This is a genomic window from Xanthomonas sp. JL1, from assembly GCF_038405005.1.
Genome location: NZ_JBBYGR010000058.1, coordinates 45838 through 70422, shown reverse-complemented (window position 1 = coordinate 70422; position 24585 = coordinate 45838). Strand labels below are relative to the sequence as shown.

At 65.6% G+C, this 24585-nt stretch carries 18 protein-coding genes, 2 other RNA genes and 4 pseudogenes; 4 read left to right on the top strand and 20 right to left on the bottom strand.

Going from position 1 to position 24585, the window contains the following annotated elements; all coding sequences use genetic code 11:
* Positions 1-110: 110 nt before the first annotated feature.
* A pseudogene (locus WJW29_RS13985) lies at positions 111-897 on the top strand (IS481 family transposase); the annotation flags it as partial.
* 2 nt (positions 898-899) lie between these two features.
* Here the strand turns inward: WJW29_RS13985 and WJW29_RS13980 are convergent.
* The 9 genes and pseudogenes from WJW29_RS13980 to trpB form a co-directional block, all read right to left on the bottom strand.
* Positions 900-1031: pseudogene (locus tag WJW29_RS13980) on the bottom strand (DUF3034 domain-containing protein); the annotation flags it as partial.
* Positions 977-3343, bottom strand: a complete 2367-nt coding sequence (locus tag WJW29_RS13975) for an EAL domain-containing protein (RefSeq protein WP_011259756.1) — start codon at positions 3341-3343, stop codon at positions 977-979. The pseudogene WJW29_RS13980 and the gene WJW29_RS13975, both read right to left, overlap by 55 nt.
* A complete protein-coding gene (locus WJW29_RS13970) occupies positions 3340-4014 on the bottom strand; it encodes a hypothetical protein (protein ID WP_011409066.1) in 675 nt (224 codons plus the stop codon). The genes WJW29_RS13975 and WJW29_RS13970 overlap by 4 nt, the downstream gene beginning before the upstream one ends.
* Positions 4015-4223: 209 nt before the next feature.
* Positions 4224-5162 (bottom strand): 2-oxoglutarate and iron-dependent oxygenase domain-containing protein, encoded by a 939-nt coding sequence (locus WJW29_RS13965; protein ID WP_011259758.1) that lies wholly within the window; start codon positions 5160-5162, stop codon positions 4224-4226.
* Positions 5163-5284: 122 nt separating this feature from the next.
* Complete coding sequence (glmM, locus tag WJW29_RS13960; protein WP_011259759.1) at positions 5285-6634, bottom strand: phosphoglucosamine mutase; 1350 nt, start codon at positions 6632-6634, stop codon at positions 5285-5287.
* Positions 6631-7518 (bottom strand): acetyl-CoA carboxylase, carboxyltransferase subunit beta, encoded by an 888-nt coding sequence (gene accD / locus WJW29_RS13955; RefSeq protein WP_011259760.1) that lies wholly within the window; start codon positions 7516-7518, stop codon positions 6631-6633. Before accD ends, glmM begins: the two co-directional genes overlap by 4 nt.
* Positions 7519-7835: 317 nt before the next feature.
* On the bottom strand, positions 7836-8642 hold the full coding sequence (gene trpA, locus WJW29_RS13950) for a tryptophan synthase subunit alpha (RefSeq protein WP_011409067.1): 807 nt from the start codon (positions 8640-8642) through the stop codon (positions 7836-7838).
* Positions 8643-8690: 48 nt separating this feature from the next.
* Positions 8691-9043, bottom strand: a pseudogene (locus tag WJW29_RS13945) (hypothetical protein).
* Between the two features lie 44 nt (positions 9044-9087).
* Entirely contained in the window at positions 9088-10305 is a 1218-nt protein-coding gene (gene trpB, locus WJW29_RS13940; protein ID WP_011259762.1) for a tryptophan synthase subunit beta, read from the bottom strand.
* A 105-nt stretch (positions 10306-10410) separates the two neighbouring features.
* On the opposite strand from trpB, the gene WJW29_RS13935 reads away from it, so the two are divergent.
* The gene (locus WJW29_RS13935) at positions 10411-11379 is read left to right on the top strand and encodes a LysR family transcriptional regulator (RefSeq protein ID WP_011409068.1); all 969 of its coding nucleotides are present in this window, start codon (positions 10411-10413) and stop codon (positions 11377-11379) included.
* A 349-nt stretch (positions 11380-11728) separates the two neighbouring features.
* Here WJW29_RS13935 and WJW29_RS13930 read toward each other — a convergent pair whose 3' ends face one another.
* The 9 genes and pseudogenes from WJW29_RS13930 to prmB form a co-directional block, all read right to left on the bottom strand.
* On the bottom strand, positions 11729-12397 hold the full coding sequence (locus WJW29_RS13930) for a phosphoribosylanthranilate isomerase (protein ID WP_011259764.1): 669 nt from the start codon (positions 12395-12397) through the stop codon (positions 11729-11731).
* Positions 12394-13167, bottom strand: coding sequence for a tRNA pseudouridine(38-40) synthase TruA (gene truA, locus WJW29_RS13925; protein ID WP_011259765.1), 774 nt, complete (start codon positions 13165-13167; stop codon positions 12394-12396). Before truA ends, WJW29_RS13930 begins: the two co-directional genes overlap by 4 nt.
* 169 nt (positions 13168-13336) lie before the next feature.
* Positions 13337-13744 (bottom strand): annotated as a pseudogene (locus tag WJW29_RS13920) (VOC family protein).
* The gene (locus WJW29_RS13915) at positions 13741-15693 is read right to left on the bottom strand and encodes a FimV/HubP family polar landmark protein (protein ID WP_075241401.1); all 1953 of its coding nucleotides are present in this window, start codon (positions 15691-15693) and stop codon (positions 13741-13743) included. The pseudogene WJW29_RS13920 and the gene WJW29_RS13915 overlap by 4 nt, the downstream one beginning before the upstream one ends.
* A gap of 546 nt (positions 15694-16239) precedes the next feature.
* A non-coding RNA gene (locus WJW29_RS13910) (sX9 sRNA) lies at positions 16240-16315 on the bottom strand.
* A 58-nt stretch (positions 16316-16373) separates the two neighbouring features.
* Complete coding sequence (locus WJW29_RS13905; protein ID WP_011259769.1) at positions 16374-17399, bottom strand: aspartate-semialdehyde dehydrogenase; 1026 nt, start codon at positions 17397-17399, stop codon at positions 16374-16376.
* Positions 17400-17483: 84 nt separating this feature from the next.
* Entirely contained in the window at positions 17484-18557 is a 1074-nt protein-coding gene (locus WJW29_RS13900; protein WP_011409070.1) for a D-glycerate dehydrogenase, read from the bottom strand.
* Positions 18550-19653 carry a chorismate synthase gene (gene aroC, locus WJW29_RS13895; RefSeq protein WP_011259771.1) on the bottom strand — a complete coding sequence of 368 codons (1104 nt, stop codon included), beginning with the start codon at positions 19651-19653 and terminating at the stop codon, positions 18550-18552. Before aroC ends, WJW29_RS13900 begins: the two co-directional genes overlap by 8 nt.
* A gap of 10 nt (positions 19654-19663) precedes the next feature.
* Positions 19664-20590 (bottom strand): 50S ribosomal protein L3 N(5)-glutamine methyltransferase, encoded by a 927-nt coding sequence (prmB, locus tag WJW29_RS13890; RefSeq protein ID WP_011259772.1) that lies wholly within the window; start codon positions 20588-20590, stop codon positions 19664-19666.
* Positions 20591-20670: 80 nt separating this feature from the next.
* Between prmB and WJW29_RS13885 the strand changes: the two genes are divergently transcribed.
* Entirely contained in the window at positions 20671-21321 is a 651-nt protein-coding gene (locus tag WJW29_RS13885) for an SCO family protein (RefSeq protein ID WP_011259773.1), read from the top strand.
* Entirely contained in the window at positions 21318-22166 is an 849-nt protein-coding gene (asd, locus tag WJW29_RS13880) for an archaetidylserine decarboxylase (RefSeq protein ID WP_027703264.1), read from the top strand. Before WJW29_RS13885 ends, asd begins: the two co-directional genes overlap by 4 nt.
* Positions 22167-22234: 68 nt before the next feature.
* Here asd and WJW29_RS13875 read toward each other — a convergent pair.
* A non-coding RNA gene (locus WJW29_RS13875) (sX9 sRNA) lies at positions 22235-22310 on the bottom strand.
* Between the two features lie 406 nt (positions 22311-22716).
* Positions 22717-24303: a transglycosylase SLT domain-containing protein gene (locus WJW29_RS13870; protein ID WP_113084402.1), complete on the bottom strand. Its 1587-nt coding sequence runs from the start codon at positions 24301-24303 to the stop codon at positions 22717-22719.
* Positions 24304-24585 lie beyond the last annotated feature (282 nt).

Below are 24585 nucleotides of genomic sequence, written 5' to 3'. Positions count from 1 at the left end.
TGTCGCATCCCGGACGATGGCATAGATCCCAAACGCTATCCACTCTTCATGGCCCAAGTCGTCTTGCAGGAGTTGATAGAGTCCCTGCAATGGACTCCGGGAGCCAAGCCATGCTGATAGCCCTGCACAAGAACGCCCGCACCACACCCGCCGTGCGCGCCGAGATAGCAGCCAGTAATGAAACCGCCAGCGTGCTGGCCCAGCGCTTTGGCATCACCGACCAGACGGTCTACAAGTGGAAGAAGCGCGATGTGTTCGGAGATCGCTCGCACACAGCCCATCGCCTGCAGACGGTGCTCACGCCCGCACAAGAGAGCGTGGTACTCCACTTGCGCCGCACCTTGTTGTTGCCCCTGGATGACTTGCTGGCGGTCACTCGGGAATTCATCTGTGCCGATGTCTCTCGCTCGGGCCTGGACCGGTGCCTGCGCCGACATGGGGCTGGCAACCTCAACGACCTCAAGCCCCGGGAGCCTGCTGTCGCCCACAAGGCCTTCAAGAGCTACGCGCCCGGCTATGTGCACATGGATGTGAAGTACCTGCCCCAGATGCAGGACCAATCGCAACGGCGCTATCTGTTCGTGGCCATCGACCGGGCCACCCGCTGGGTGTTCGTGCAGTGCAAAACCAACAAGACAGCGGCCAATGCAAAGGCCTTTCTGAGCGCACTGCACAAGGCCTGTCCGATCAAGATCAACAAACTGCTGACCGGACAATGGCAAGGAGTTCACGGACCGCCTGTTTGCCAGCAAGGAGCGTGAGCCCAGTGGCGACCACGAGTTCGATCAACTGTGCCAGGAACTGGGCATCGAACACCGGCTGACCAAGCCCAGGACGCCCAGAACCAATGGCATGGCGGAGCGATTCAACGGGCGCATCGCCGATGTGCTCAAAACACAGTCGCCGGCCAGTGCGTGCACTGGCGCGAATGCGCTGGCAGCGGATGCAGCGATCACGACAACACGCTGATGCACGCTCATCGCTGCACACCTGCGTGCGCCGCCGAGGTCATGCCGAGTTGGCGCATGCACCAGGCCACCAGCGGCGCCTCTTCCAGCGGTGGCGAATACAGATAGCCCTGCACCATGTCGCAGCCGTAACCGCGCAACAGCGCCAGCGCGGTGGCGTTCTCGACGCCTTCAGCGATGACGCTCAGGCCCAGGTTGTGCCCTAGATCGATCGTGCTGCGGACAATGAAGGCATCGTCGGTGCCTTCGGCCAACTGCATGACGAAACTCTTGTCGATCTTCAATTCGTTCACCGGCATGCGCTTGAGTTGGGCCAACGAGGAATAGCCGGTACCGAAGTCGTCGATGGACAGACGTACGCCCACGCCGCGTAACTGATGCAGCATGTGCAGCGCGAATTCGACATCGCGCATCAAGGCGCTTTCGGTCAATTCCAGCGTGACCGACTGCGCCGGCACGGCGTGATGCTCCAGACGGCCGCGCACGAAGTCGGGCAAGCCGGGATCGGACAGGTCGAGCGCGGACAAATTGATTGCCATGCCGAGCACTAGCCCTTGCTCGCGCCATTGCGCCTGGCAGCGCAGCGCTTCGTCCAGCACGAAGCGGGTGAGTGGGTGGATCACGCCGGCGTGCTCGGCCAGCGGAATGAATTCGTCCGGGCCGATCGGGCCGAGCACCGGGTGATGCCAGCGCACCAGTACTTCGACCTGCTCGACCTGATCGCTGCGCAGACAGATCTTGGGTTGGAAGCGCAAGGTGAGTTCGTTTGCGCCAATGGCCTGACGCAGATCGCCAGTGAGACGCAAACGCCGCAGATGCTGTTCGTCCTGGCCCAGGCGATAGACGCTGGCGCCAATGGCGCTTGTGGTGCCGACTTGGCGGCGCGCGATATCGGCGCGGCGCAACAAGGTATCCGGATCGGCGCCATGCTCGGGAATCAGCGCGATGCCGATGCTAGCTTCGAGCTGAATACGCGCCTGCGGCAATACCAGCGGGCGACGCAGCTGCAGCAGCAGGCGCTGCGCATCCTGCTGCACGCTGACCGCATCGGCTTGCGCCACCACCACCATGAATTCATCGCTGCCCAGCCGACCGACTAGATTGGGCTCCTGCACGACCTCCACCAACCGGCGACCGGCCTCCACCAACACCTGGTCGGCGAAGTCGTGGCCCAGGCTGTCGTTAAGTTCCTTGAAACGCTCCAGATCCAGGATCAGCACCGCGGCGGTGCCTCCGGCTGCCACGGTCTGCTCCACCACCTCCTTCAACCGCTCCAGCAACCAGATCCGGTTGGGCAGGCCGGTCAAGGCGTCGTGGCGGGCCTGATGCAGGATGTGCTGCTCGCGGCTGGCGATCTGGTGCTGCATGCGCCCGAAACTGTCGGCCAGCTCGGCAAGTTCGCGGCCAGGCGGCACCTGCACGGCGGTGTAGTAATCGCCGCGCTGGATGCGCCGCGCGGCCTGTACCAGTTGTGCGACTGGTTTGCTCACGCTGCGTGCGAGAAAAATCGCCACAACCAGTGCGGCAACAGTGGCTAACCCGGCCAGCAGCAGGATGCGCAGCTTGAGAACGCGATACGGCGCGACAACGCGATCCAGCGATGCCTGCAACGCGACCCGCATGTGGCTGTCGCCTTGGATCGCTTGCAGCCTGACCAGATAGCGCGACTGGCCCAACGTCAACGGGATCGATACAGCCGGCAGCTTCTTCGCCGCGGCCAGTTGTTGCGCAAATTCGGCGCGCGCCGATGGCGCCATCGTGGAGGCCAGCACGCGCAGCGGCGGGCCATCGGTGAAGAAGGTGGCATCCAGCCCGGTGGTGCTGCGGAAATCCTGCGCCAGGCCGTCGCCGGATTCGTTGCCGATCCCGATCCAGCCGACCCGGTTCGGCGCCAGTACCTGCACTACCGCCAAGCGCACGATGCGCTGATCCAGCGCCACCACACCCACTGCGCGTCCATCGCGCTGCGCCTGTTGCAGCAATGCCTGCACCGCACGCAGTTGTTCGGCTTGCGGCACGTCAGCCAGGCCGGTCAAGAATTCGCCATCCGGCGAGAGCAATAACGCGGTTTGCGCCGACATGCGCGCGGCGTGGTTGCGCAAGGCCGATTGCATCGTCGGCACATCGCCGCTGGCGACGGCCGCACGGAACCCGAAATCGTCGGCCAGCACCAACGCCGACTGCAGCAACTGCTCGTCGCGGCGCACGTTGATGCGTTGCCAGACCCCCTGCCCGATTTCCAGCTCTTCGCCCAGCTGCGCCTTGACGCTGCGCTCGGTGGCCACCTGCACGGCAAAAAATGTGAGCGCCTGTGTGGCAAGCACGACCAGCACCAGCAAGGCCGCGATGCGGGTATGCAGGCGCATCGACCTCATGGGCGCGGCTTCTTCGGGTCGGCGTTACGGAACTTGTCCTGCAGCGCGCGCGCGCGCGCATCCGGTGGCGCCACCACCGGCGCAGTGCCGGTGGTCTGCAAGGTGACGCGACGCTGCACCGCATCGCGCGCGATCACCAACGGCTCGCTGCTGGCAGCGCCCTTGATGCGCGGATGCCAGACGCGCAACGTGTAGTTGCCCGCAGGCGCCTCCAGCTGGGCACGGCCATCGCTGCCGGTCTTGCCGAAGTACGGTGTCTCCAGCACCACGATGTACCCCTGCATCGAATCGTGGATATTGCAGCCGATGGTGACCAGGCCAGGCTGATCGAAACGCACTGGCGCAGCAGTGGTGCCTTGGAACAGCGGCAGTTCGAAGCGCTTGACCGGCGAGAACGAGTAGACCTGATGGCGAATCTGGTCGTTGTTCGCAAAGCGCACCAGAGTCCCGGTGCGCACTGCCAGCACGAACTGCGAGTTGATCTGGTCCATTTCCACGGTCTTGCCCGCGCTCGGCGCAACCGGCCGCGCAGGTTCCAGGCTCACCACTGCATCGACCAGCACACCACTGGCGTCGGCGACGGTCACGGTGACCGACGCCGCAGCAGCCGTCCCTGCGGCGGCAGACGCCAACAGCAGACAGACCACACTTATCCGCTTGAACCACCGCATCCGCATGCGCCCTCACCTCGTGCAATCGGCAGCGGGCGCCAGGCGAGCCCGACGTCGCGCTAGGGATCAGACTGGGTTATCGGCGTGAGTGAACGCAATCTTTAACCAGACGCGAGCGGAATTCTCTGAATGAAAATGTGGCAATCGTCACCGGTCATGTTGCGGGCGCGGCTGTTCGCTGCGCGCCACGCGTTGCGACACGCGCTGGATTACTTCAGCTTGATCTCGCGCAGGCGCTCTTCCAGGAAGCCATGCGCCGTGATCGGCTCTGGGTAATGGCTGGGGTTATCGGCGCTGATGCACGATGGCAGCACGTCGATGAGGAAATCAGGATTGGGGTGGAGGAAGAACGGCACCGAATAGCGCGGCTGGCGCGCCTGCTCTCCCGGCGGGTTGACCACGCGGTGGATGGTGGACGGATAGACGTGGTTGGTCAGGCGCTGCAGCATGTCGCCGATGTTGACCACGATGGTGTCGGCGTCGGCAGTGAACGGCACCCACTCGCCATCGTTGGAGCGCACTTCCAGGCCGGCGGCACTGGCACCGACCAGCAAGGTGATGAAGTTGATGTCGCCATGCGCACCAGCACGCACGTTGGGGATGCCGTCGCTGGTGATCGGCGGGTAATGGAGGGGCCGCAGGATCGAATTGCCGTTGTTGGTTTTGTCGACAAAGTAGTCCTGCGGTAAGCCGATATGCAGCGCCAGCGCCGACAGCACGCGTGAGCCCAACTGGTCCAGTTGTTGGTACAGCTGGTAACCGCGCTCGCGGAAGCCAGGCACCTCGCTGGGCCACAGATTTGGCGGCATCACCGCGAGGTACGGCGAATCGTCTGGAATCTCGCGGCCAATGTGCCAGAACTCTTTCAGATCGAAGTGCTTGGAATCCTTGGCAGTTTCCACACCGAACGCGGTATAGCCACGCGCGCCGCCGCTGCCTTCCACGTGATAGCGACGCTTGGTCGCTTCCGGCAAGGCGAAGAACGCCTTGAACACCTCGTAGGCGGCATCGATGTCGGCCTTGGCGATGCCGTGATTGCGGATTCCGGCAAAGCCCCACTGCCGATAGGCCGCACCGAGCTCGGCAACGAAGGCGTCGCGGTCGGTGTCCAAACGGGTGATGTCCAGCGTGGGGATGCGCGCGCGCATACGGATGTCTGTCGTGGAAGTCGAAAAGATCGAGAGAAGCCTGCTGTCAGATCAACAGGCGATACAACAGGTAAAACGTCGCGGCCTTGGCGATGACCACGCACACGCCAATGACGATTGACTCACGCCGCGTCACGCACTGCACCCGAGAGCCGGTCCAGCGTGTCCTGCATCAGGCGCGCGTCGTCGGCTTCCACGGTCACGCGCACCACCGGCTCGGTGCCGGACGGGCGCAGGAACGCGCGACCACGCCCTTGAACGGCGGCCTGCGCCTGCTGCAACGCCTGTTGCACGTTGGCAGCTTCCACAATCGCCTTGGCCGCACCGCCATCCAGGCGCACATTGACGGTCTTCTGCGGCACCTTGCTCAGGCTGCTGAGCGCCTTGCGCAAGCTATGCCCATCGCGACCGAGCGCTTCGAGCACCTGCAGTGCACTGACGATGCCATCGCCGGTAGTGGCGCGGTCCAGGCACAACAGATGGCCGGATGTTTCGCCACCCAAGGTGCCGCCGCCTTCGACCAGGGCCTGATGCACGTAGCGGTCGCCGACCTTGGCGCGCTGGAACGGGATGTTCAGCGCAGCCAATGCCTGTTCCAGACCGTAATTGGTCATCAAGGTGCCCACCACGGTGCCTGTCAGCCGGCCACTGGCCTGCCACGAGCGCGCCAGCACATACAGCAGATCGTCGCCATCGACCGGGTTGCCCTGGTCGTCGGCCATCAATACACGGTCGCCGTCGCCGTCGAAGGCGATGCCTAGATGCGCACCGTACTCGCGCACCTTGGCGGCGAGATTGTCGATATGCGTTGAGCCGACACCGGCATTGATATTGAGCCCGTCCGGCGCGGCGCCGATGACCACCACCTCTGCGCCCAGCTCACGGAACAGCATGGGGGCGATGTGATAAGTAGCGCCATGTGCGCAGTCCAGCACCATCTTCAGCCATTTGAGGGTGAAACCACGCGCCACGCTGGCCTTGCAGAATTCGATGTAGCGGCCGATCGCATCGCGCGTGCGGATGGCCTTGCCCAGACGCTCGGATTCCACCGTGTGGAACGGCGCGTCCAACGCCGCTTCGATCGCCGCTTCAGTGGCGTCGTCGAGCTTCTCGCCTTCGGCGGAGAAGAACTTGATGCCGTTGTCGTAGTGCGGATTGTGCGAGGCGCTGATCACCACGCCCGCGTCGGCGCGCAGCGTGCTGGTCAGGAACGCGATGGCCGGCGTCGGCATCGGGCCGATCAGCTGCACGTCAGCGCCTGCAGCAACCAAGCCGGCTTCCAGCGCCGCTTCGAACATGTAACCGGAAATGCGGGTGTCCTTGCCGATCAACACCAACGGCCGCTTGCCACGGATCTGGGTCAGTACACGGCCGAGCGCATTGCCCAGGCGCAGCACGAAATCGGCCGAGATCACGCCCTGCCCGACCCGACCGCGGATGCCGTCGGTGCCAAAGTACTTGCGTGCGCTCATGCGGCGTCAGCGTCCTGCGGATGCGGCTGACGCATCATCATCGCGGTGAGCTCGGCAATGCGGTTGCGCATCTCGCGGCGGTCACAGATCTGGTCGATGGCACCGTGGTCGAGCAGAAATTCGGAGCGCTGGAAGCCTTCCGGCAACGTTTCGCGCACGGTCTGCTCGATCACGCGCGGGCCGGCAAAGCCGATCAGCGCATGCGGCTCGGCGATGTTGATGTCGCCCAGCATCGCGAACGAGGCCGACACGCCACCGGTGGTGGGATGGGTCAGCACCGAGATGTACGGCAGTCCGGCTTCGCGCAGGCGGCCGAGCGCCGCCGAGGTCTTGGCCATCTGCATCAGCGAGAACAGGCCTTCCTGCATGCGGGCGCCGCCACTGGCGGAAAAGCACACGAACGGGCAACCGACTTCCAACGCCACTTCGGCTGCACGCGCAAAGCGCTCGCCAACCACTGACCCCATCGAGCCGCCCATGAAGGCGAAATCGAACGCAGCAGCGACCAACGGGTTGCCCTTGAGCGTGCCGCGCATGGCAATCAGCGCGTCGTATTCGCCGCTGGCTTTCTGGCTGGCTTTGATGCGTTCGCCGTAGCGCTTCTGGTCCTTGAACTTGAGCACGTCGACCGGCCCGAGCTGGGCGGCGATTTCAGTGGTCGCGGTGTCCGGGTCAAACAGCGAATTCAGGCGCGCGCGCGCGCGGATCGCCATGTGGTGGTCGCACTTCGGGCACACCTCGAGGTTTTCTTCGAGTTCCGGGCCGTACAGCGCGCTGCCGCAATTGCTGCACTTTTCCCACAGGCCCTCGGGGACGCTGCGCTTCTTGGCCGGAGTGTTTTCGGTGCGGATGCCGGAAGGCATCAATTTGCTGAGCCAGCTCATGCGTGTATGAAATCCATGCAGGGCGGCCTGGCGGGCCGCAGAGGGACGACAGTCTAACGCGCCGTGGGAATGCCAAGGTAGCGGGCGTCATGAATGCGGGATCTGGCGCAGATACTTCGGGGCGTGTCTGGCAGGTCTCTCTGCGAAACGGATCGCGGGCTGCTGCGTCGCATTGTTGATGCAGCGCAGTGGGTTGGGTGCACGTGGCTGCGCTCCGTGCCCCCCCAGCTCACGCTTGCCGCGCGCGTTCCAAGGCACGCGCGCCGGCGGCGCGCAAGCTGTGCCGTCTCGCCCTGGTGAGAGCGAGACGTTGGCTTCTACGCTTGGTCGAGGGCTTGGCGCAAGGGGGCCAGGAAGGCCTCTGCGCGTTCGCGAGCGCTGCGGACGTCGTCGGCTTCGGCCAGGGCGGCAACCAGAGCACTGCCGACCACCACGCCGTCCGCATCCACCGCCATGGCGGCAGCGCTGGCGGCGTCCTTGATGCCGAAGCCGGCCACCACCGGCGCGCCGGCACGCTGACGCAGTTGGCGCAGGCGGTCGCTGGCGGCGTGGGTGTCGAGCAGGTTGGAGGCGCCGGTGACGCCAGCAAAACTGACGTAATACAGATAGCCCTGCGCAGTGCTGCACAGCATGTCCAGGCGCTGCTCACTGGTGGTGGGCGATGCCAGTGCGATCAGCGCCAGCCCGACCTCGGTGAAGATGGCGCGCGTTTCATCGGCTTCCTCCGGCGGCAGATCGACCAGCAGCAGGCCGTCCACGCCGGCGGCGACAGCCGCTTCGGCGAAGCGCCGCGTGCCATGGATCTCGATCGGGTTGAGGTAGCCCATCAACACCACCGGCGTGGCGGCGTCTTCGCGGCGGAACTCGTGCACCGCTTCCAACACGTACGCAAGGCCGGCACCGCGTCCCAGCGCGCGCTCGGAGCTGCGCTGGATGGTGGGGCCGTCCGCCATCGGGTCGGAGAACGGCACACCGAGCTCGATGACATCGGCGCCGGCGCGCACCAGCGCGTGCATGACGGGCACAGTGGCTTCCAGCGACGGGTCGCCGGCGGTGATGAAGGGGATCAGTGCCTTGCGACCGTTGGCACGCAGCTCGGCGAAGCGGAAATCGATACGACGCATGAAATCACTCGAATCAAGGGGGGGAGGAAAGCCAGCCGCCATGTCACGTCAGGTGGCAAAGAAATAACGCATCAGCGCAAAGCACAGCGCAAACAGGTAGCCGTAGGAAAATCGATCAATGCGGAATACCGGGTCGCCACGACGCGCACGCCACGCCCCAAGGGCAGCAGCCCGCCAGCGGCCAGCGGCGCGATCACCACCGCTGTCAGGCGCGCGCCATGGGTCGCGGTGAAGTGCTTCGGCAGCAACCAGAGACTGACGCCACCCAGCAATGCACCCAGAATCGCGTAGCCGACTGCCGCCAAGGCCGGCGAGTGCCCGCGCTCGAACGATGCGGCGACCCAGTGCAGGCCAAGTTCGATCATCAGCTCGGCCACCAACTGGATGAACCCTTCGAGCATCGACGCGTCCCTGCCATCCGGTTAGAGAAGTAGCCGCAGCCACGCTACAGCGCGAGCCCCTCGCGCGCCGCGATGGTATGCACATCCTTGTCGCCACGCCCAGACAGGTTGCACAACACCAACGCGTCTTTCGGCAGCTCGCGCGCGAGCTTGATCGACTGCGCCACCGCATGGCTGGATTCAAGTGCGGCCAGGATGCCTTCGGTATGCGCAAGCAGATGGAACGCGGCCATCGCCTCGTCGTCGGTAATGCCCTGATACACCGCGCGGCCGCTGTCGGACAGAAACGCATGCTCCGGACCCACGCCGGGGTAATCCAGGCCGGCAGAGATCGAATGGGTTTCGGTGATCTGGCCATCGTCGTCGCAAATCACATAGGTGCGATTGCCATGCAACACACCGGGGCGCCCTGCGGCGATCGATGCCGCATGGCGGCCGGTAGCGATGCCGTCGCCGGCCGCCTCGGCGCCATAGATCTTGACGCCCGGGTCGTTGAGGAAGGCATGGAACAGGCCGATCGCATTGCTACCGCCACCGACGCAGGCGCTGATCGCATCCGGCAGACGGCCGTAGTCTTCCAGCATCTGCGCGCGCGACTCGCGGCCGACAATCGCGTTGAAGTCACGCACCATGCGCGGATACGGGTCAGGGCCGGCCACGGTGCCGATGATGTAGAAGGTGTCGCGCACGTTGGTGACCCAGTCGCGCATCGCTTCGTTGAGCGCGTCCTTGAGCGTGGCCGAACCGGAGGTCACCGGGATCACCGTCGCACCGAGCAGCTTCATGCGATAGACGTTGATCTTCTGCCGTTCGATGTCGGTGGCGCCCATGTAGACCAGGCATTCCAGGCCCAGACGTGCAGCGACAGTGGCGCTGGCCACGCCGTGCTGGCCGGCGCCGGTCTCGGCGATGATGCGGGTCTTGCCCATGCGGCTGGCCAGCAGGGCCTGGCCGATGGTGTTGTTGATCTTGTGCGCGCCGGTGTGGTTGAGGTCTTCGCGCTTGAGCAGGATCTGCGCCCCACCCACTTCACGGCTGAGCCGTTCGGCGTGGTAGATCGGGCTGGGGCGGCCGACGTAATGCTTGAGGTCCTTGTCGTATTCGGCGATGAAGCTCGGATCCTGCCGCGCTTGATCGTAGGCGGCGGACAGCTCCTGCAGCGGGCCAATCAAGGTTTCGGCGACGAACCGGCCGCCAAACTTGCCAAAGTGGCCAGCAGCATCCGGATAGGCGTAAAAGTCACTGATGGGCTGGGCCGACATGGAAATCCTCTGCAGCAATGCGTCATAAGAGAGGCCTCACTCTAGCGCAGCCGCGGCATGCGATACATCGATAAGATTGCCGCAACCTGTGATCTGGAGTCACATATGACTGTTTTGCTTCCTCCACTGGCGGCGCTGCGTGCGTTCGAAGCTGCCGCGCGCCTGCAGAGCGTCAGCCGTGCTGCCCAGGAATTGCACGTCACCCATGGGGCCATCAGCCGGCACGTGCGTTCGCTGGAACAGGCATTGGGCACGGCGCTGTTTGCGCGTCAGGGCCGCGGTCTGGTGCTGACCGCTGCAGGCGTTCGGCTAGGTGACGCCACCGGCGAAGGCTTTGGCGTGATCAGCCAGACCTGGGCGGCGTTGCAGCGCCCGGTTGCCGAGGCGCCGCTGGTGCTGGGGTGTTCCGGTAGCCTGCTGGCACGCTGGGTGATCCCGCGCCTGGGCCTGCTGCAGCACGACCTGCCTGACGTACGCTTACACCTGTCCGCCAGCGAACAGCCACCCGGCCCGGATCTGGACGGCCTGGATGCTGCACTGCTGCTAGACACCCCACCCTGGCCCAGCGAGTGGCAGGTGCACGCACTGGGCGTGGAGTGGATCGGCCCGGTGCTGAGCCCGCAGCTCGCGTCGACGTTGCGGATCGACGGGAATGACCCGACCACACTGTGTCATCACGCCCTGCTGCAGACGCGTTCGCGCCCGCAAGCCTGGCCGGAATGGGCGCAGGCGCAGGGGCTGGAACCCGAGGCACTGCGCTTCGGTACCGAATTCGAACACTTGGTGTATCTCCTGGAAGCCGCTGCCGCCGGGCTGGGAATCGCGATCGCGCCACAGCCGTTGGTGGCGGCAGACCTGGCGGCCGGGCGCCTGCTGGCGCCGTGGGGATTCACTGCCACACACGGCCGCTGGGTACTGTGCGCCGCAAAGCGTAATCCGGACCCACGCATCGGACGGCTGGCGGATTGGCTAGGCAAAGCGCTGGCGGAAGATCAGCACACGTCTCCGGCCATGGATGCAACGAAAATCGCGGATGTTCGGTGCAGCACTGCATCGCCAGCCCAGGGCTGGTGACCAGCATGTGTACCGCCAGGAGCGATGTATGCCGAGCGGAACGCCATGCATCGGCACAACTGGCAAAGACGCAAAAACGTCAGTCGCGGCTCGGCCTGTAGGAACGCCATCTGGCGCGCGATTGCTCGCCAAATCGCCTCAAATGGAGAAACCGCGGCTGGGTCCAGCGAGATGAGAACAATCTACGGGCAGGTCGCTGACCGCTGATCGTCATTCGGGATTCGGGATTCGGGATTCGGGATTCGGGATTCGGAAAGCATGCTAACGCTCGCGCACTCTGCTAACTATCCAAATCCCCGAAAAACCAGCCGCGTCAAGCACCTGCTGTTACGAATCCCGAATCCCACCCTCACGACATCTCGTGACAATCCGCCCGTCGCACTTCCTCAACGAACTTGCGCATCTTGTGGCCGTCCTTGATGCCGGGCGCCAGCTCCACGCCACTGGAGACGTCCACGCCCCAGGGCAGCGTGGCCACAATGGCGTCGAACACATTGCCGGCGTTGATGCCGCCGGCCAGCAGAAACGGCCGATGCAGACCGGTGGGCAAGCGCGACCAATCGAACGTTTTGCCGGTGCCGCCGCCCGCGCCTGGCGCATGGCTATCGAACAGGAAACCAGCGGTATTCGGATACGACAACTGCAGCGTGCGCGCGTTGGCGTCCTCACCGTTCACGCCGGTGCTGCCCATCGGTACCGCCTTCAGATATGGCAGATTGAAGCTACGGCAGAACGCGTCTTCTTCTTCTCCGTGGAATTGCAGCAGGGTCGGACGCACGGTGCGTACCACTTCGCGCACTTCTTCCTTGGAGTTGTTGCGGAACAACGCCACCACATCGACCATCGGCGCAGTGGCCTGGCGCATCGCGCGCGCCTCGGCCGGTGCCACGCGTCGCGGGCTGCCATGCGCAAAGATGAAACCTACCGCGTCCACACCCAGCTCGCCGGCCAGCCGGATATCGCCGGCGCGGGTCATGCCACAGAACTTGATACGGGTGCGGTACAGTGATCGATTCATTGGGTCACCTCAGCAGGCAGATGCCACTCTGCAGGATACAGAGGTCCGATGAATACCAGACCTTGTGGCGGCGCTGTCGGCCCGGCCACAGTGCGGTCGCGCCCGGCGAGCAACGTCGCGATCCAGTCGGCCGGCTGCTCGCCGGTACCGACCAAAATCAGCGAGCCCACAATATTCCGCACCATGTGATGAAGGAATGCATTGGCCTGCACCTGCACCTCCACCACCTCGCCGATGCGCTGCACATGGATGGCCTGCAAGTTGCGGCGGGCATGCAAGGCCTGGCACTGCACGCTGCGGAACGCGCTGAAGTCGTTTTCACCCAATAAGGCCTGCGCTGCCACGTGCATGGCATCGGCATCGAGCGGGCGACGCTCCCAGCTCAAGGTCTGCCGATACAGCGCCGGGCGAATCTGCCGATTGAGCAGGCGATAGCGATAACGGCGCGCGCGCGCGGAAAAGCGCGCATGGAAGTCAGCGGCTGCCGGCACGCACCAACGCACCGCGATCGACGGCGGCAGACGCGCGGTGGTGCCCAGCATCCAGCCGCGCGGTTCGCGGTGTGCGTCGCTGTCGAAATGCACCACCTGGCATTCTCCATGCACGCCCGCGTCGGTGCGTCCGGCGCAGACCACCTGCACCGGCGCATCGGCAACCGACGACAATGCCGCCTGCAGGCTGGCCTGCACACTCGGGCCGCCATGTTCGCCCAACTGCTGCCAGCCCTGGAACTCGCTGCCGTCGTACTCCACGCCCAGCGCGTAACGCATCGCTACCTGCCTCTAAGGAATCGATGAAATCCGCGCGCCGGTCATGCCGACCTGGCCATCGCAGGCAAGGGTCGCCGCGGCCCCGCCGCTGCGCAAAACGTGAAGTGTACGAGCAGCGATGGCCGATGCCGAGCAGCGGCGCGCGTGCAGTCAGCGCGCAGCGGCGTTCTCAGCCGTTGGAAGCGACGCTGCGCTCGGACCATACGGCCAACGTGGTGCCGCCGGGCTCGCGAAAGTGAAAGCGGCTGCCGCCGGGGAAGCCGAACACCGGCTTGACGATCTCCCCGCCCGCAACACGCACGCGCTCGAGCACAGGCGCCAAATCGTCGGCATACAGCACCACCGATGGGCCGCCTTCGGCCGGCGCTGGCGCGGCTGCACGGTAAAAGCCACCGTCCAGGCGGCCGTCATGGAAGGCCAGTTAATCCGGGCCATAGGCCTGAAATTGCCAACCAAACACCGTTTCGAGAAACGCGCGGCTGGCGTCCGGGTCGACGGAGGCAAATTCCACGTAGTCGATCCGGCGTTCGCGTGCAGCACTCTCTTGCGGGGCCAGGTGATCGATCGCCGGGCTCATGCCAGCCGTTTCAGCAGCTCGGCGGCCTCGGCGCGGGTGGTGGCGTCGCCGGTGGCGGCAACTTCCAGCAGCAAGCCGCGCGCGGTGTCCTTGTCGCCCAGGTCCATATAGGCCACCGCCAGTTCCAGGCGATCGCGCCCGGCCGAGCCGACGTCCCGGCTGGTCGTCGTATTAGGCGCCGCAATCGGTGCCACAGGCGGGCGATCGACATCCAGGCTGTCCTGCGTGGCGATCGGTGCGACTGGAGCAGCGGATGGCACTTCGCTGATCGTGGGAGCGATGTCTGCGTGGTGTACCTGCAGCGAATCGCGCGCCGAGTCCTGAGGAGACTCGTCAGGCGCGATGTGCTGCGGCTCTGTCACCACCACTGGCGGCGTGGCACGCAGCGCGCGCCGGTCGTCGCTATTGATCGCCGCTGGCGCTGCAGCCGGCTCGGACAGCAGTGGCTCGCGGCGCAGCACGTCCGATAACGGTTGGTGCATGTCGTGGGCACGCTCGCCTTCGCGCAGATCGGCCTGCTCGAATTCGGTCTCCTGCAGCACATCGCGCTCGCTCGGCTCCGTGGCCCGCGCCTCGTCTTGCGGCTCGGCGGCCCGCACCGGCGCGCCCGGCAGGACGAAGTCGTACTGCCGGCGCGGCAACGGCGGCAGCGGCGACGGTTTACGACGGCGGGCGGCCAACCATGCCAACACGGCAGCGACGATCAACACCAGCCCACCGATCAACCACAGCGGAAAACCACCGCCCTGTTGCGCGGCCGCCGGGGCTTCCGACAGGCGCTTCTGTGCGGCCGCCAGATCGGTGTCCTTCATTGCAATCAGCGCTTGCTGCTGCTGCCTGAGCTTTTCCAGGTCGGCCACGCGGGTACGCAGGTCCTGCAATTCCGCATCGCGGGTGGCGATGTCTTCCTTGGCCTGTTGCAACTGTTGGTTGGCCGCCATCTCGCCCTCGCCTTCGGCACTGGTACCGGACGTGACGCCGGCCTTGTTGGTCTGACTCGCCACTGCAGGGGCGATTTCGAGCCGCGCACCGGCACCGGCCGTTGCGGCCGGCGTGGCGGGTCGCGGGGTTGTAGCGGCAGCAGCGCCGGCTTCAGCCGGTTGCGGCACCGCCGAGCGTGCCTGACGCCACTGGGCAGCCTGTTCGCGCACCATCACTGCCGCTTCGGCCGCGCCGACTTGCGCCAGCGCGTCTTCCTGCGGCGTGCGCAACACCGCGCCTTGCTTCAGGCGGTTGATGTTGCCGTTGATGAAGGCCGCCGGATTGGTGCGCAGCAAGGCCAGCATGGTCTGGTCCAGCGAATGCCCGCTGGAACGCGCCACCACCGCGGCGATCTCCGACAAGGTCTGACCCGAGCGCACGGCCGGCAATGCATCGCCGGCCCGCGTGGCGGACGCAGGCGGTGCGCTGGCGGCTGCACGTACCGCCGGCTCGCCTCCAGCGGTGCCCTGTGCATCGCGGTTGGCCACCGGCGCAGCCGCTGGCTCGCGCGCGATGGCATTACTGGAACCGGCGCCCGGCGCTTCAATGGCCGGCTCGGCGATCGCGGCAGCGGTGTCGGGCGCATCGACCAAGGCGGAATATCCACGCACCAGGCGGCCCTGGCCCCACTCCACTTCGATCAGGAAGTTGATCACCGGCTGGTCCACCGCCTGGCTGCTGGTCACGCGAATCACCGCGCGCCCGCGTGCGTCCTGCGCAAACTGGAACTGCAGATTGCTGACCAGGCCTTGCGGGCGCTCCAGACCGACCCGCGCGAACGTGGTGGCCGATGCCAGCGCCACGCGCGCGTTGTCGAGTTCGCCCGGCTCGTTGGAGATGACCGGAATCTCGGCCACCAGCGGCTGCCCGGGCTTGGACAGCACCCGGATATCGCCCAACCCCAATGCCACGGCAGCGCCGCTGCAGGCCATCAGCAGCAACGCACCTATCCCTTGTATCGGACGCATCGCGCCCCAGCCCCTCTGTTTCATGGGCATCAATATAGCCGCTCGATGAGCGAAAAAGTCGGCGTTGTTATGCAGAGCGATGCGAGAGTGCGACTGCCGCAGTGCGGCATGCATGTGCGGCCGATGCAGACAGCGCGTACCGATGGGCGACAACGCGGCGATGCGTATCACGCGCGCAGCGGCCCATCAGCCGCTCTTGTGATGCGCAATGACGTGCGTGATGCCATGACGTGGCGCCGATGGCGATGTCGTGGATTGCCGAAGCAGGCAACATGGGGTCCGCGGATGCGGGCAGCATGACTGCGGCAACGCAACCTGCCACTCCGTCAACACGCCGGCCCTTCGATTCAAGCTGACACGCGCAAGCCACACATGCAGGCAAGCGCGCGATGATCGCGGGCCTGCACGTTCGACCTTTCGTCGAGGGTGGGCGCTGCCTTCAACGAAAGATTTGCACGCTACGGGCGTGCCTGCGCGCGATGACGCATCCCAGAGCCACAGCATCGCGCACAGGCCCGCCCCTGCGAGTACACGGCGACCGAGAGCGGCTAACGAAACGCAGCGAACGCGCGTCAGGCAGATGCGGACGGCGCACAGGAACCGCAGTGGACGAGCAGCAGATGCCGATCCCGAACACTAGCCACCCGCATGGCGACTGAGCAGTCGTTTTGTAGTTGCTCTTAGCCTTCCTGGGCGACCAGCTCGGCCAGCTGTACCGCGTTAAGCGCAGCGCCCTTGCGGATGTTGTCGGAGACGATCCACAGGTTCAGACCACGCGGGTGCGAGAGGTCTTCGCGGATGCGCCCGACGAACACCGCGTCCTTGCCGGAGGCATGCGTGACCGGGGTCGGGTAGCCGCCGGGCGTGCGCTCATCCACCACTTCCACGCCGGGCGATGCTTCCAGCAGCGCGCGCGCCGCTTCCACAGTGATCTTGTCGCGGGTTTCGATCGCCACCGCTTCGGAATGGCCGTAAAACACCGGCACGCGTACCGCGGTGGGGTTCACCTGGATGCTGTCGTCGCCGAGGATCTTGCGGGTTTCCCAGACCAGCTTCATCTCTTCCTTGGTGTAGCCGTTGTCCTGGAAGTCGTCGATGTGCGGGATCAGGTTGAAAGCGATCTGCACCTGGAACTTCTTCGGCTCGATGTCCTGGAAGCTCAGCAGCTCGCTGGTCTGCTTGCCCAGCTCTTCCATCCCGGAGCGCCCGCCACCGGAGACCGACTGGTAGGTCGCCACGTTGATGCGCTCGATGCCGTACTGGCGATGGATCGGGCCCAATGCCACCAGCATCTGCATCGTCGAGCAATTGGGGTTAGCCACAATACCGCGCGGGCGCTGCTTGAGCGCTTCCGGGTTGACCTCGGAGACCACCAGCGGCACGTCGTCGTCGTAGCGGAACGTCGACGAGTTATCGATCACCACTGCACCGGCCGCGGCAAACTTGGGGCCGTATTCCTTAGACACGCTGCCGCCTGCGGAGAACAGCGCGATATCCACGCCGGTCGGGTCGAAGTCGGCCAGATCCTGCACATCGACCTTGCCGCCATTGAACTCGACCTGCCCGCCGGCCGAGCGCGACGAGGCCAGCGCGTACAGGGTGGCGACCGGGAAGTTGCGCTCGGCCAGGATGCTCAGCATGGTCTCGCCGACAGCGCCGGTGGCGCCCACGACCGCGACGTTGAAACGACGATTTTCGTTGCTCATGAGGTTTGTCTTTATCGAAAGGGGGAAAGAGGAAGCACTGCGCGCTGGGCTCGGGGAACCTCCAACGCTGGCCGCGGAGGTTCCCTATCGTTTGGTCGCGATGGTGCCGGTGACGCCGGTTTTTTTCGCATCCGCGGCGGTGCCGCCATGTCTAGCAGCGGCAACCGCATCGGTATTAAGCGCGCTCGGCGGATGGCCGGCATGCGGGCCTTCGCCCAGCGCAGCGATCAGGTTGTCCACCGCCAGTTGCACCATCGCGCGGCGCGTGGCAAGGCTGGCGCTGCCGATATGCGGGGTGAGCACCACGTTACGCAGCGCCAGCAGCTCCGGTCGCACGCGCGGCTCGCCTTGGTAGACATCCAGGCCGGCACCGGCCAGACGCCCGTTGGCCAGCGCATCGGCCAGCGCCAGCTCATCGACGATCCCGCCGCGCGCGATGTTCACCAGCGTGGCGGTGGCGCGCATCTTGCCCAGCGCCGCCGCATCGATGATGTGGTGCGAGTCCCTGGTGTACGGCACCACCAGTACCAGATGATCGGACTGCGCCAGCAAGGTATCGAACTCAACGTACTGTGCGCCCAGCGCCTGTTCGGTAGCGGCCGGCAACGGGCTGCGGTTGTGATACAGCACGCGCATGCCGAAGCCGTGCGCGCCGCGCCGTGCGATGCCCTGCCCGATCCGGCCCATGCCAAGAATGCCGAGCGTGCTGCCATGGATATCGGCACCCAGCATGGCCTTGAACGACCACTGGCCCCACTGCCCGTCGCGCAGCCAGCGCTCGGATTCGGTGATGCGGCGCGCGGTGGCCATCAACAGCGCAAAGCCGAGATCGGCGGTGGTTTCGGTGAGCACGTCCGGCGTGTTGCTGGCCAGGATGCCGGCCGCACTCAAGGCGTCGATGTCGAGATTGTTGTAGCCCACGCCGACGTTGGCGATGGCGCGCAGCTGCGGCGCCGCAGCGATTTCCGCCGCACCGACCCGCTCGTTGAGCGTGATCAGCGCGCCGTCCAGCGATGCCAGCCGCGCGGCCAGCTCGACCGGCGACCAGACGGTGACGTGCTCGGTGGTGGTCAGCTCGAAATGCTCGCCCAGTTGCGCGACCACGTCGTCGAACAGCGGCTGGCTGACCCACACCTTGGCGCGAGCCGTGTCAGACATCGACCTGACCGGGAATGCGCGGCGAGATCTCACCCACATCGCCGCACTGCGCACGGTGGCGCAATGCCTGGTCCATCAGCACAAGCGCCATCATCGCCTCGGCGATCGGGGTGGCGCGGATGCCCACGCACGGGTCGTGCCGGCCGGTGGTGATGACGTCGACCACACTGCCGTCGGCATCCACCGTCGCGCCGGGCAGGCGCAGACTGGAGGTGGGCTTGAGCACCATCGAGGCGGTGACCGCCTGGCCGGTGGAGATACCGCCGAGAATGCCGCCGGCATGGTTGCTGCGAAAGCCTTCCGGAGTGATCAGGTCGCGGTGTTCGGTACCCTTTTGCGCCGCGCTGGCGAAGCCGTCGCCGATCTCCACGCCCTTGACCGCATTGATGCTCATCAACGCAGCAGCCAGTTCGGCATCGAGCTTGCCGTAGATCGGCTCGCCCCAGCCCGCCGGCACGCCGCCGGCCAGCACGTCCACGCGCGCGCCGACCGAATCGCCGGACTTGCGCAACGCATCCATATAGGTTTCCAGCTCCGGCACCTGCGCGGCATGCGGCCAGAAAAACGGGTTGTCTTCCACCGCATCCCAGTCGAAACCAGCGGGACGGATCTCGCCCAGCTGCGACAGAAAACCGCGCACCAGTACGCCGTAACGCTGCTTGAGCCACTTCTTGGCGATGACGCCAGCGGCCACACGCATGGTGGTTTCGCGCGCCGACGAACGACCGCCGCCGCGCGGATCGCGAATGCCGTACTTCTGCCAATAGGTGTAGTCCGCATGGCCGGGACGGAACTGCTGGGCGATGTTGCTGTAGTCCTTGCTGCGCTGATCAGTGTTGCGGATCAGCAGGCCGATCGGCGTGCCGGTGGTACGGCCTTCGTACACGCCGGACAGAATCTCGATCTCGTCGGCCTCGCGACGCGCCGAGGTGTGCCGGCTCTTGCCGCTGGCACGGCGCTGCAGATCATGGCTGAACTCTTCCGGCGCGATCTCCAGGCCGGGAGGGCAGCCATCGACGACGCAGCCGATCGCAGGCCCGTGCGATTCGCCGAAGGTGGTGACGGTGAACAGCTTGCCGAACGCATTGGCACTCATGCGCGCAGGCTCATCGCTGCGCGGCCAGCTCGGCGATGCGTGCGCCGTGTGCGATCAATTCGCGGCATTCCACCGCGAAAATGCCCATCTGCCCGACCTTGAACTCGACCCAAGCCAGGTCCACTTCCGGCAGCAACTTGATCAGGTGCTGCTCGGATTCGCCCACTTCGCAGATCAGCAGACCGTCTTCGCTCAGGTGCTGCGGCGCATCGCGCAGGATCTTCAGCACCAGGTCCAGGCCGTCGTCGCCGGCACGCAGCCCCAGCTCCGGCTCGTAGGAATACTCCTGCGGCAGCGCGTCGGTTTCGTCGTTGGTGACGTACGGCGGGTTGGTGACGATCAGGTCGTACTGGCGGCCGCCCAGCCCGGTAAACAGGTCGGACTTGAGCAAGGTGACGTTGTCTGCATGCAGGCGCGCCTTGTTTTCGGCCGCCAGCGCCAGTGCATCGTCGCTGATATCCACGCCATCCACATCCCACTGCGGGTTGTCGTGGCCCATCGCAATGGCAATGCAGCCCGAGCCGGTGCACAGGTCGAGGGCGCGAGTCACTTCGCGGCCGCCCAGCCAGGGCTCGAAGCCAGCTTCGATCAATTCGGCGATCGGCGAACGCGGCACCAGGGCGCGCGCATCGCTCTTGAAACTCAGGCCGGCAAACCAGGCCTCGCCGGTGAGGTACGCCGCCGGAACGCGCTCGGTGATGCGGCGCTCGAACAAGCCAAGCACCTGCTCTTTTTCCGAACGCAGCAAGCGCGCCTGGCCATAGGCCGGGCCGAGGTCGTGCGGCAGATGCAGGGTGTGCAGGACCATTTGGGTGGCTTCGTCCAGCGCATTGTCGTAGCTGTGGCCGAATGTCAGGCCGGCTGCGTTGAAACGGCTGGTGCCGTAGCGGATCAGGTCGATGATGGTGTGCAGTTCGTCGGCCGCGGCGGCAGTCATGGCAACAACTAAAGAGAAATCGGCCCCAGATTATAGAGGTCGGATCGGTATCATGAGCGTCCGTTGCACTGGAAACCGCCATGTTCAATCGCAATACCGGCATCGTGCTACTGGTGGCGCTGGCCGCTGGCCTGGGGCTGTTGCTGGGCCAGAAGTTTCTTGGCGACGCGCCCAGTTCGCCGTGGCCGCCCACCAAGACCATCACCTTTTATCCGCAGCCGCGCCCGTTGCCGCAATTCAGCCTGCGCCAGTCCGACGGCACCCAGCTGGTACCCGGCGAGCTCAACGGGCATTGGACGCTGGTGTTTCTGGGCTTCACCTTCTGCCCGGATGTCTGCCCGACCACCTTGACCGATCTAGCAGTGGCGCAGCAGCAATGGGAAAGCATTCCCGATGGCTTGCGCCCGCGCGTGCTGTTCGTCTCGGTAGACCCGCAGCGCGATCCGCCGGCGCGGCTGGGTGAGTACGCGCACGCCTTCCACAAGGACACCCTGGCCGCTACGGCCGATGTGCCGGCGCTGGAGCGCTTTGCCACCGCGCTGGGGTTCGTGTTCAAGAAGGTCCCGGGCAAGGGGTATGCGCAGAATCCTAACGACTACAGCATGGATCATTCGGCCGGCATCGCCGTGCTGGATCCGCAGGGCCGGCTGGCCGGGCTGATCCGTCCCCCGCTCGACCCGAAGGCGATTGCCGCCGACCTCCAACAGCTGACCAAGGTAACTGCTCCGTGAGTCTTGTCACGTCCCTGACCTACGTGCTGCCGCACCGGTTGCTGTCCTCGCTGGCGCGCGCGCTGGCCTATTCCAATAGACCCGCCACCAAACAGTGGTTGATCGACACGGTGACACGCAAGTTCGGCGTGGACCTGAGCGAAGCGCAGGAGCCCGACCCACGCGCCTATCCCACCTTCAATGCGTTTTTTACCCGCGCCTTGAAGCACGGCGCACGCGTGCCGGATGCCGACCCGGCCGCGTTGCTGATGCCCGCCGACGGCCGCATCAGCCAGCTCGGCCCGATCGAGAACGGCCGCATTTTCCAGGCCAAGGGGCAGTCGTTCACCGCCGCAGAATTGCTCGGCGACGCAGGGGCCGCAGCGCCGTTCAACAACGGCCTGTTCGCCACCGTGTACCTGTCGCCCAAGGACTACCACCGCGTGCATATGCCGTGGACCGGCACCTTGCGCACAACCGTGCACGTGCCCGGCCGGCTGTTTAGTGTGGGTCCGGACGCAGTACGCAACGTGCCGCGCCTGTTTGCGCGCAACGAGCGGCTGGTGTGCCACTTCGACACCGACTTCGGCCCGATGGCCTCGGTGATGGTGGGGGCGCTGCTGGTCTCCGGCGTGGAAACGGTCTGGAGCGGCGTGGAGATCCCGCGCTATGGCGACCGCATCACGCGCAAGGACTACCGCGGCAAAGGGATCGTGCTGGAGAAGTTTGCGGAGATGGCCCGGTTTAACTACGGCTCGACCGTGATCGTGTTGCTGCCGCCGGGTGTGGCGACGCTTGATGGCGGACTTGGCGCCGAAACATCGGTTCGGCTTGGCCAGGCACTCGCACGTCGTCAGCTTGGCTGACGCGCAGCGGCGCGAGCGGCATTCAGGCGCATCGCCTGAGGGAGGCGCGGCGCACTTTAACTAAGAGCGGCGAACAAAACGACTGCGCAGCTGTCAGGTGGGCGCAGACGGCGCGCTTACAACCGCAGTGGACGCGGGGTACATGCCGATTCCGAGCACCGGCCGCGCCCGCCTGGCGGTGAGCGCAGTCGTTTTGTGAGCCGCTCCAAGGCTCCACCGCGCTTGTGCTGCTGCCGCAGCGTGTCGCCACGCTCGATGGCGGATTCAGTGCCGAAACGTCCGTCCGCCTCGGCCGGGCACTCGCACGTCGCCAGCGAATTGCAACGATGCCGTCGTAAGAGCGGACCTGGCCGCAAAGACACATTCCCGACCAAGCGCCGTACATCCGCGCGCGCCGTCGTCCCAGCCTTCGATTGAGAACACACTGCCCAGGCGGGGCGAACGGGACGGCTTCGTCGCGGCCGGGTCCGCTCCAGCGGCAGCTAGCCCAGGCCGAGACGCACCGCCGTTGCAGGACGCGACTACCAACACCGCACCGCCTGCGCAGGGCTCAGCGATCGCAACCGGCCAGCTTGATGCTCTGCCCCGGTTTGAGCGCGTACGACGGCGCCTTCACGCCGTTGGCCTTGGCCAGTTCCTTGATCTCGCACTGGTACTTCTGCGCGACGCGCCCGAGCGTGTCGCCCTTGGCGATGGTGTAGCTGCGCACCTGCTTGGCCTTGGGCTTGGCCACCACCGGTTTGCCGGTGGCCACGGTGGTCGGCACACCGGGCATCTGGCTGACATCGCCCACCGCCACGCTGGGCACGTACTCGGGCGCACTACTACTACTGCGGACGATCGCGCTATTGAGATCGGCAGTGATCAGCGTGCGCGCCAGATCCGCGCGCGGGCCGTTGACGCAGTAGCGCGTGTACAGGCTGGCGATGCGGTTGGTGGCGTTGATGACGGTGCCGGCAGGAATCCAGCCATCGGATTCATAGCGCGGGTTGAGATTGCGCAGCGCACGCATGTAGCCGTCACGTGTACCCATGCTGCCCAGGCAGATGGTGAGTTCGTAGATGGTGGTCGACTTGGCCAGCTTGAGCGTGGCCGGCTGCGCATCGAGCTTGGGGAAGTCCACGCCGTACTGGCGCGGGTGCAGGAAAATCCACGCCGCCGCGATCACCATCGGCACATAGTCCTTGGTTTCGGGCGGGAACTGGTTGTAAACATCCTGATCCCAGAAGCCGCGCCCACCGCTTTGCGAGAACACGCGCGCGGCACGCCCTTCGCCACCGTTGTAGGCGGCCAGCGCCAGTTCGATGCTGCGGTTGAGCCCGGCCATGCGCTCGTTGAGATAGGCGGCGCTGGCTTCGGCCGCGCTGCGTGCATCGAAGCGTGTGTCGAAGCCGGTGCCGTCCGGGCCCAGCCCGAAGCGACGCCCGGTGGCCGGCATGAACTGCATCAGTCCGGCCGCGCCGGCGCGCGAGCTGGCGTGCACCTTGCCATTGGATTCCTTGGCCATGATGCCGAACAGCAGCGCCTCGGGAAGGCCGCGCTTCTGCCATTCCGGCCACATCACGCCGCGCAGGTTGCTGTAGTTCTCGTAGCTGGTCAGCAGCGCCGGGCGCATATCAGTGAGCCAGCGCCGGATGCCGGCCTGCACGGCCGGGTTGTACTGCACCATCTTGTCGAAGTCGTGGCGCTGGTCGTTGAGCAGCGTGGCGGCACGCGCGGCCTCGGGAATACCGTTCGACGCCGGGCCCAGATGGTCCGGGTCGGCTTGCAGCAGCGTGTCGTCGTCTTCCGGATCTTCAGCGGCCGGCGCCTCGGCATCGGCGCGCGTCTTGAGCAGGCGCTTGTAGGTGGCCAATTGATTGGAAACCAGGCAGCCGCGCTGCTTGATGCAGGCATCGATGATGTCTTCCATGTCCTCCAGCGCGGCATCGCCTTCGGCAGTGCCCTTGGGGTCGGAGTTGTTCACCAGCACGAGCGCATCGCGATAGCGCTTTTCGGCGGCGGCCATGCGCGCATCGAGCGCGGCAGCCTTCTCCGTGTCGCGTTTGGAGAGAGCGTGGGCGGCGGGGACGACAGACATCAACGCAACCACGACCAGAACCGGCCATGGGCGCAAACAAAAATGAGCGAGCGGCATCGTAGGCAGTACAGCGGAAAGGCAGGCAGGGTAGCCGCCGGGGCGACACCGGGGCAAGGCGGCGAGGTCGCTGGGGTCAGTGGGCCGTTAGCTTGGGGGGAGTGATCGATGCATGCAGCACCTGCAAACCGGCTCGCCAGGGCGATGAGTGACCAAGCCTGCGGCTGCAGCGTGGCCTGCGCATGATTGGCCTGTGCGATCCAGGCTGCCGGACAGGAAGCTGCTGACGTGCAGGCTGGCATTGCCCGCCGGGATTGCCCACTAGAATCCGGACTTTCCCAC

Coding starts and splice junctions, on each gene's coding strand:
- WJW29_RS13975 (WP_011259756.1), bottom strand. CDS start 3,343: ATGAGGTCGATGCGCCTGCATACCCGCATCGCGGCCTTGCTGGTGCTG.
- WJW29_RS13970 (WP_011409066.1), bottom strand. CDS start 4,014: ATGCGGTGGTTCAAGCGGATAAGTGTGGTCTGTCTGCTGTTGGCGTCT.
- WJW29_RS13965 (WP_011259758.1), bottom strand. CDS start 5,162: ATGCGCGCGCGCATCCCCACGCTGGACATCACCCGTTTGGACACCGAC.
- glmM (WP_011259759.1), bottom strand. CDS start 6,634: ATGAGCGCACGCAAGTACTTTGGCACCGACGGCATCCGCGGTCGGGTC.
- accD (WP_011259760.1), bottom strand. CDS start 7,518: ATGAGCTGGCTCAGCAAATTGATGCCTTCCGGCATCCGCACCGAAAAC.
- trpA (WP_011409067.1), bottom strand. CDS start 8,642: ATGCGTCGTATCGATTTCCGCTTCGCCGAGCTGCGTGCCAACGGTCGC.
- trpB (WP_011259762.1), bottom strand. CDS start 10,305: ATGTCGGCCCAGCCCATCAGTGACTTTTACGCCTATCCGGATGCTGCT.
- WJW29_RS13935 (WP_011409068.1), top strand. CDS start 10,411: ATGACTGTTTTGCTTCCTCCACTGGCGGCGCTGCGTGCGTTCGAAGCT.
- WJW29_RS13930 (WP_011259764.1), bottom strand. CDS start 12,397: ATGAATCGATCACTGTACCGCACCCGTATCAAGTTCTGTGGCATGACC.
- truA (WP_011259765.1), bottom strand. CDS start 13,167: ATGCGTTACGCGCTGGGCGTGGAGTACGACGGCAGCGAGTTCCAGGGC.
- WJW29_RS13915 (WP_075241401.1), bottom strand. CDS start 15,693: ATGCGTCCGATACAAGGGATAGGTGCGTTGCTGCTGATGGCCTGCAGC.
- WJW29_RS13905 (WP_011259769.1), bottom strand. CDS start 17,399: ATGAGCAACGAAAATCGTCGTTTCAACGTCGCGGTCGTGGGCGCCACC.
- WJW29_RS13900 (WP_011409070.1), bottom strand. CDS start 18,557: ATGTCTGACACGGCTCGCGCCAAGGTGTGGGTCAGCCAGCCGCTGTTC.
- aroC (WP_011259771.1), bottom strand. CDS start 19,653: ATGAGTGCCAATGCGTTCGGCAAGCTGTTCACCGTCACCACCTTCGGC.
- prmB (WP_011259772.1), bottom strand. CDS start 20,590: ATGACTGCCGCCGCGGCCGACGAACTGCACACCATCATCGACCTGATC.
- WJW29_RS13885 (WP_011259773.1), top strand. CDS start 20,671: ATGTTCAATCGCAATACCGGCATCGTGCTACTGGTGGCGCTGGCCGCT.
- WJW29_RS13870 (WP_113084402.1), bottom strand. CDS start 24,303: ATGCCGCTCGCTCATTTTTGTTTGCGCCCATGGCCGGTTCTGGTCGTG.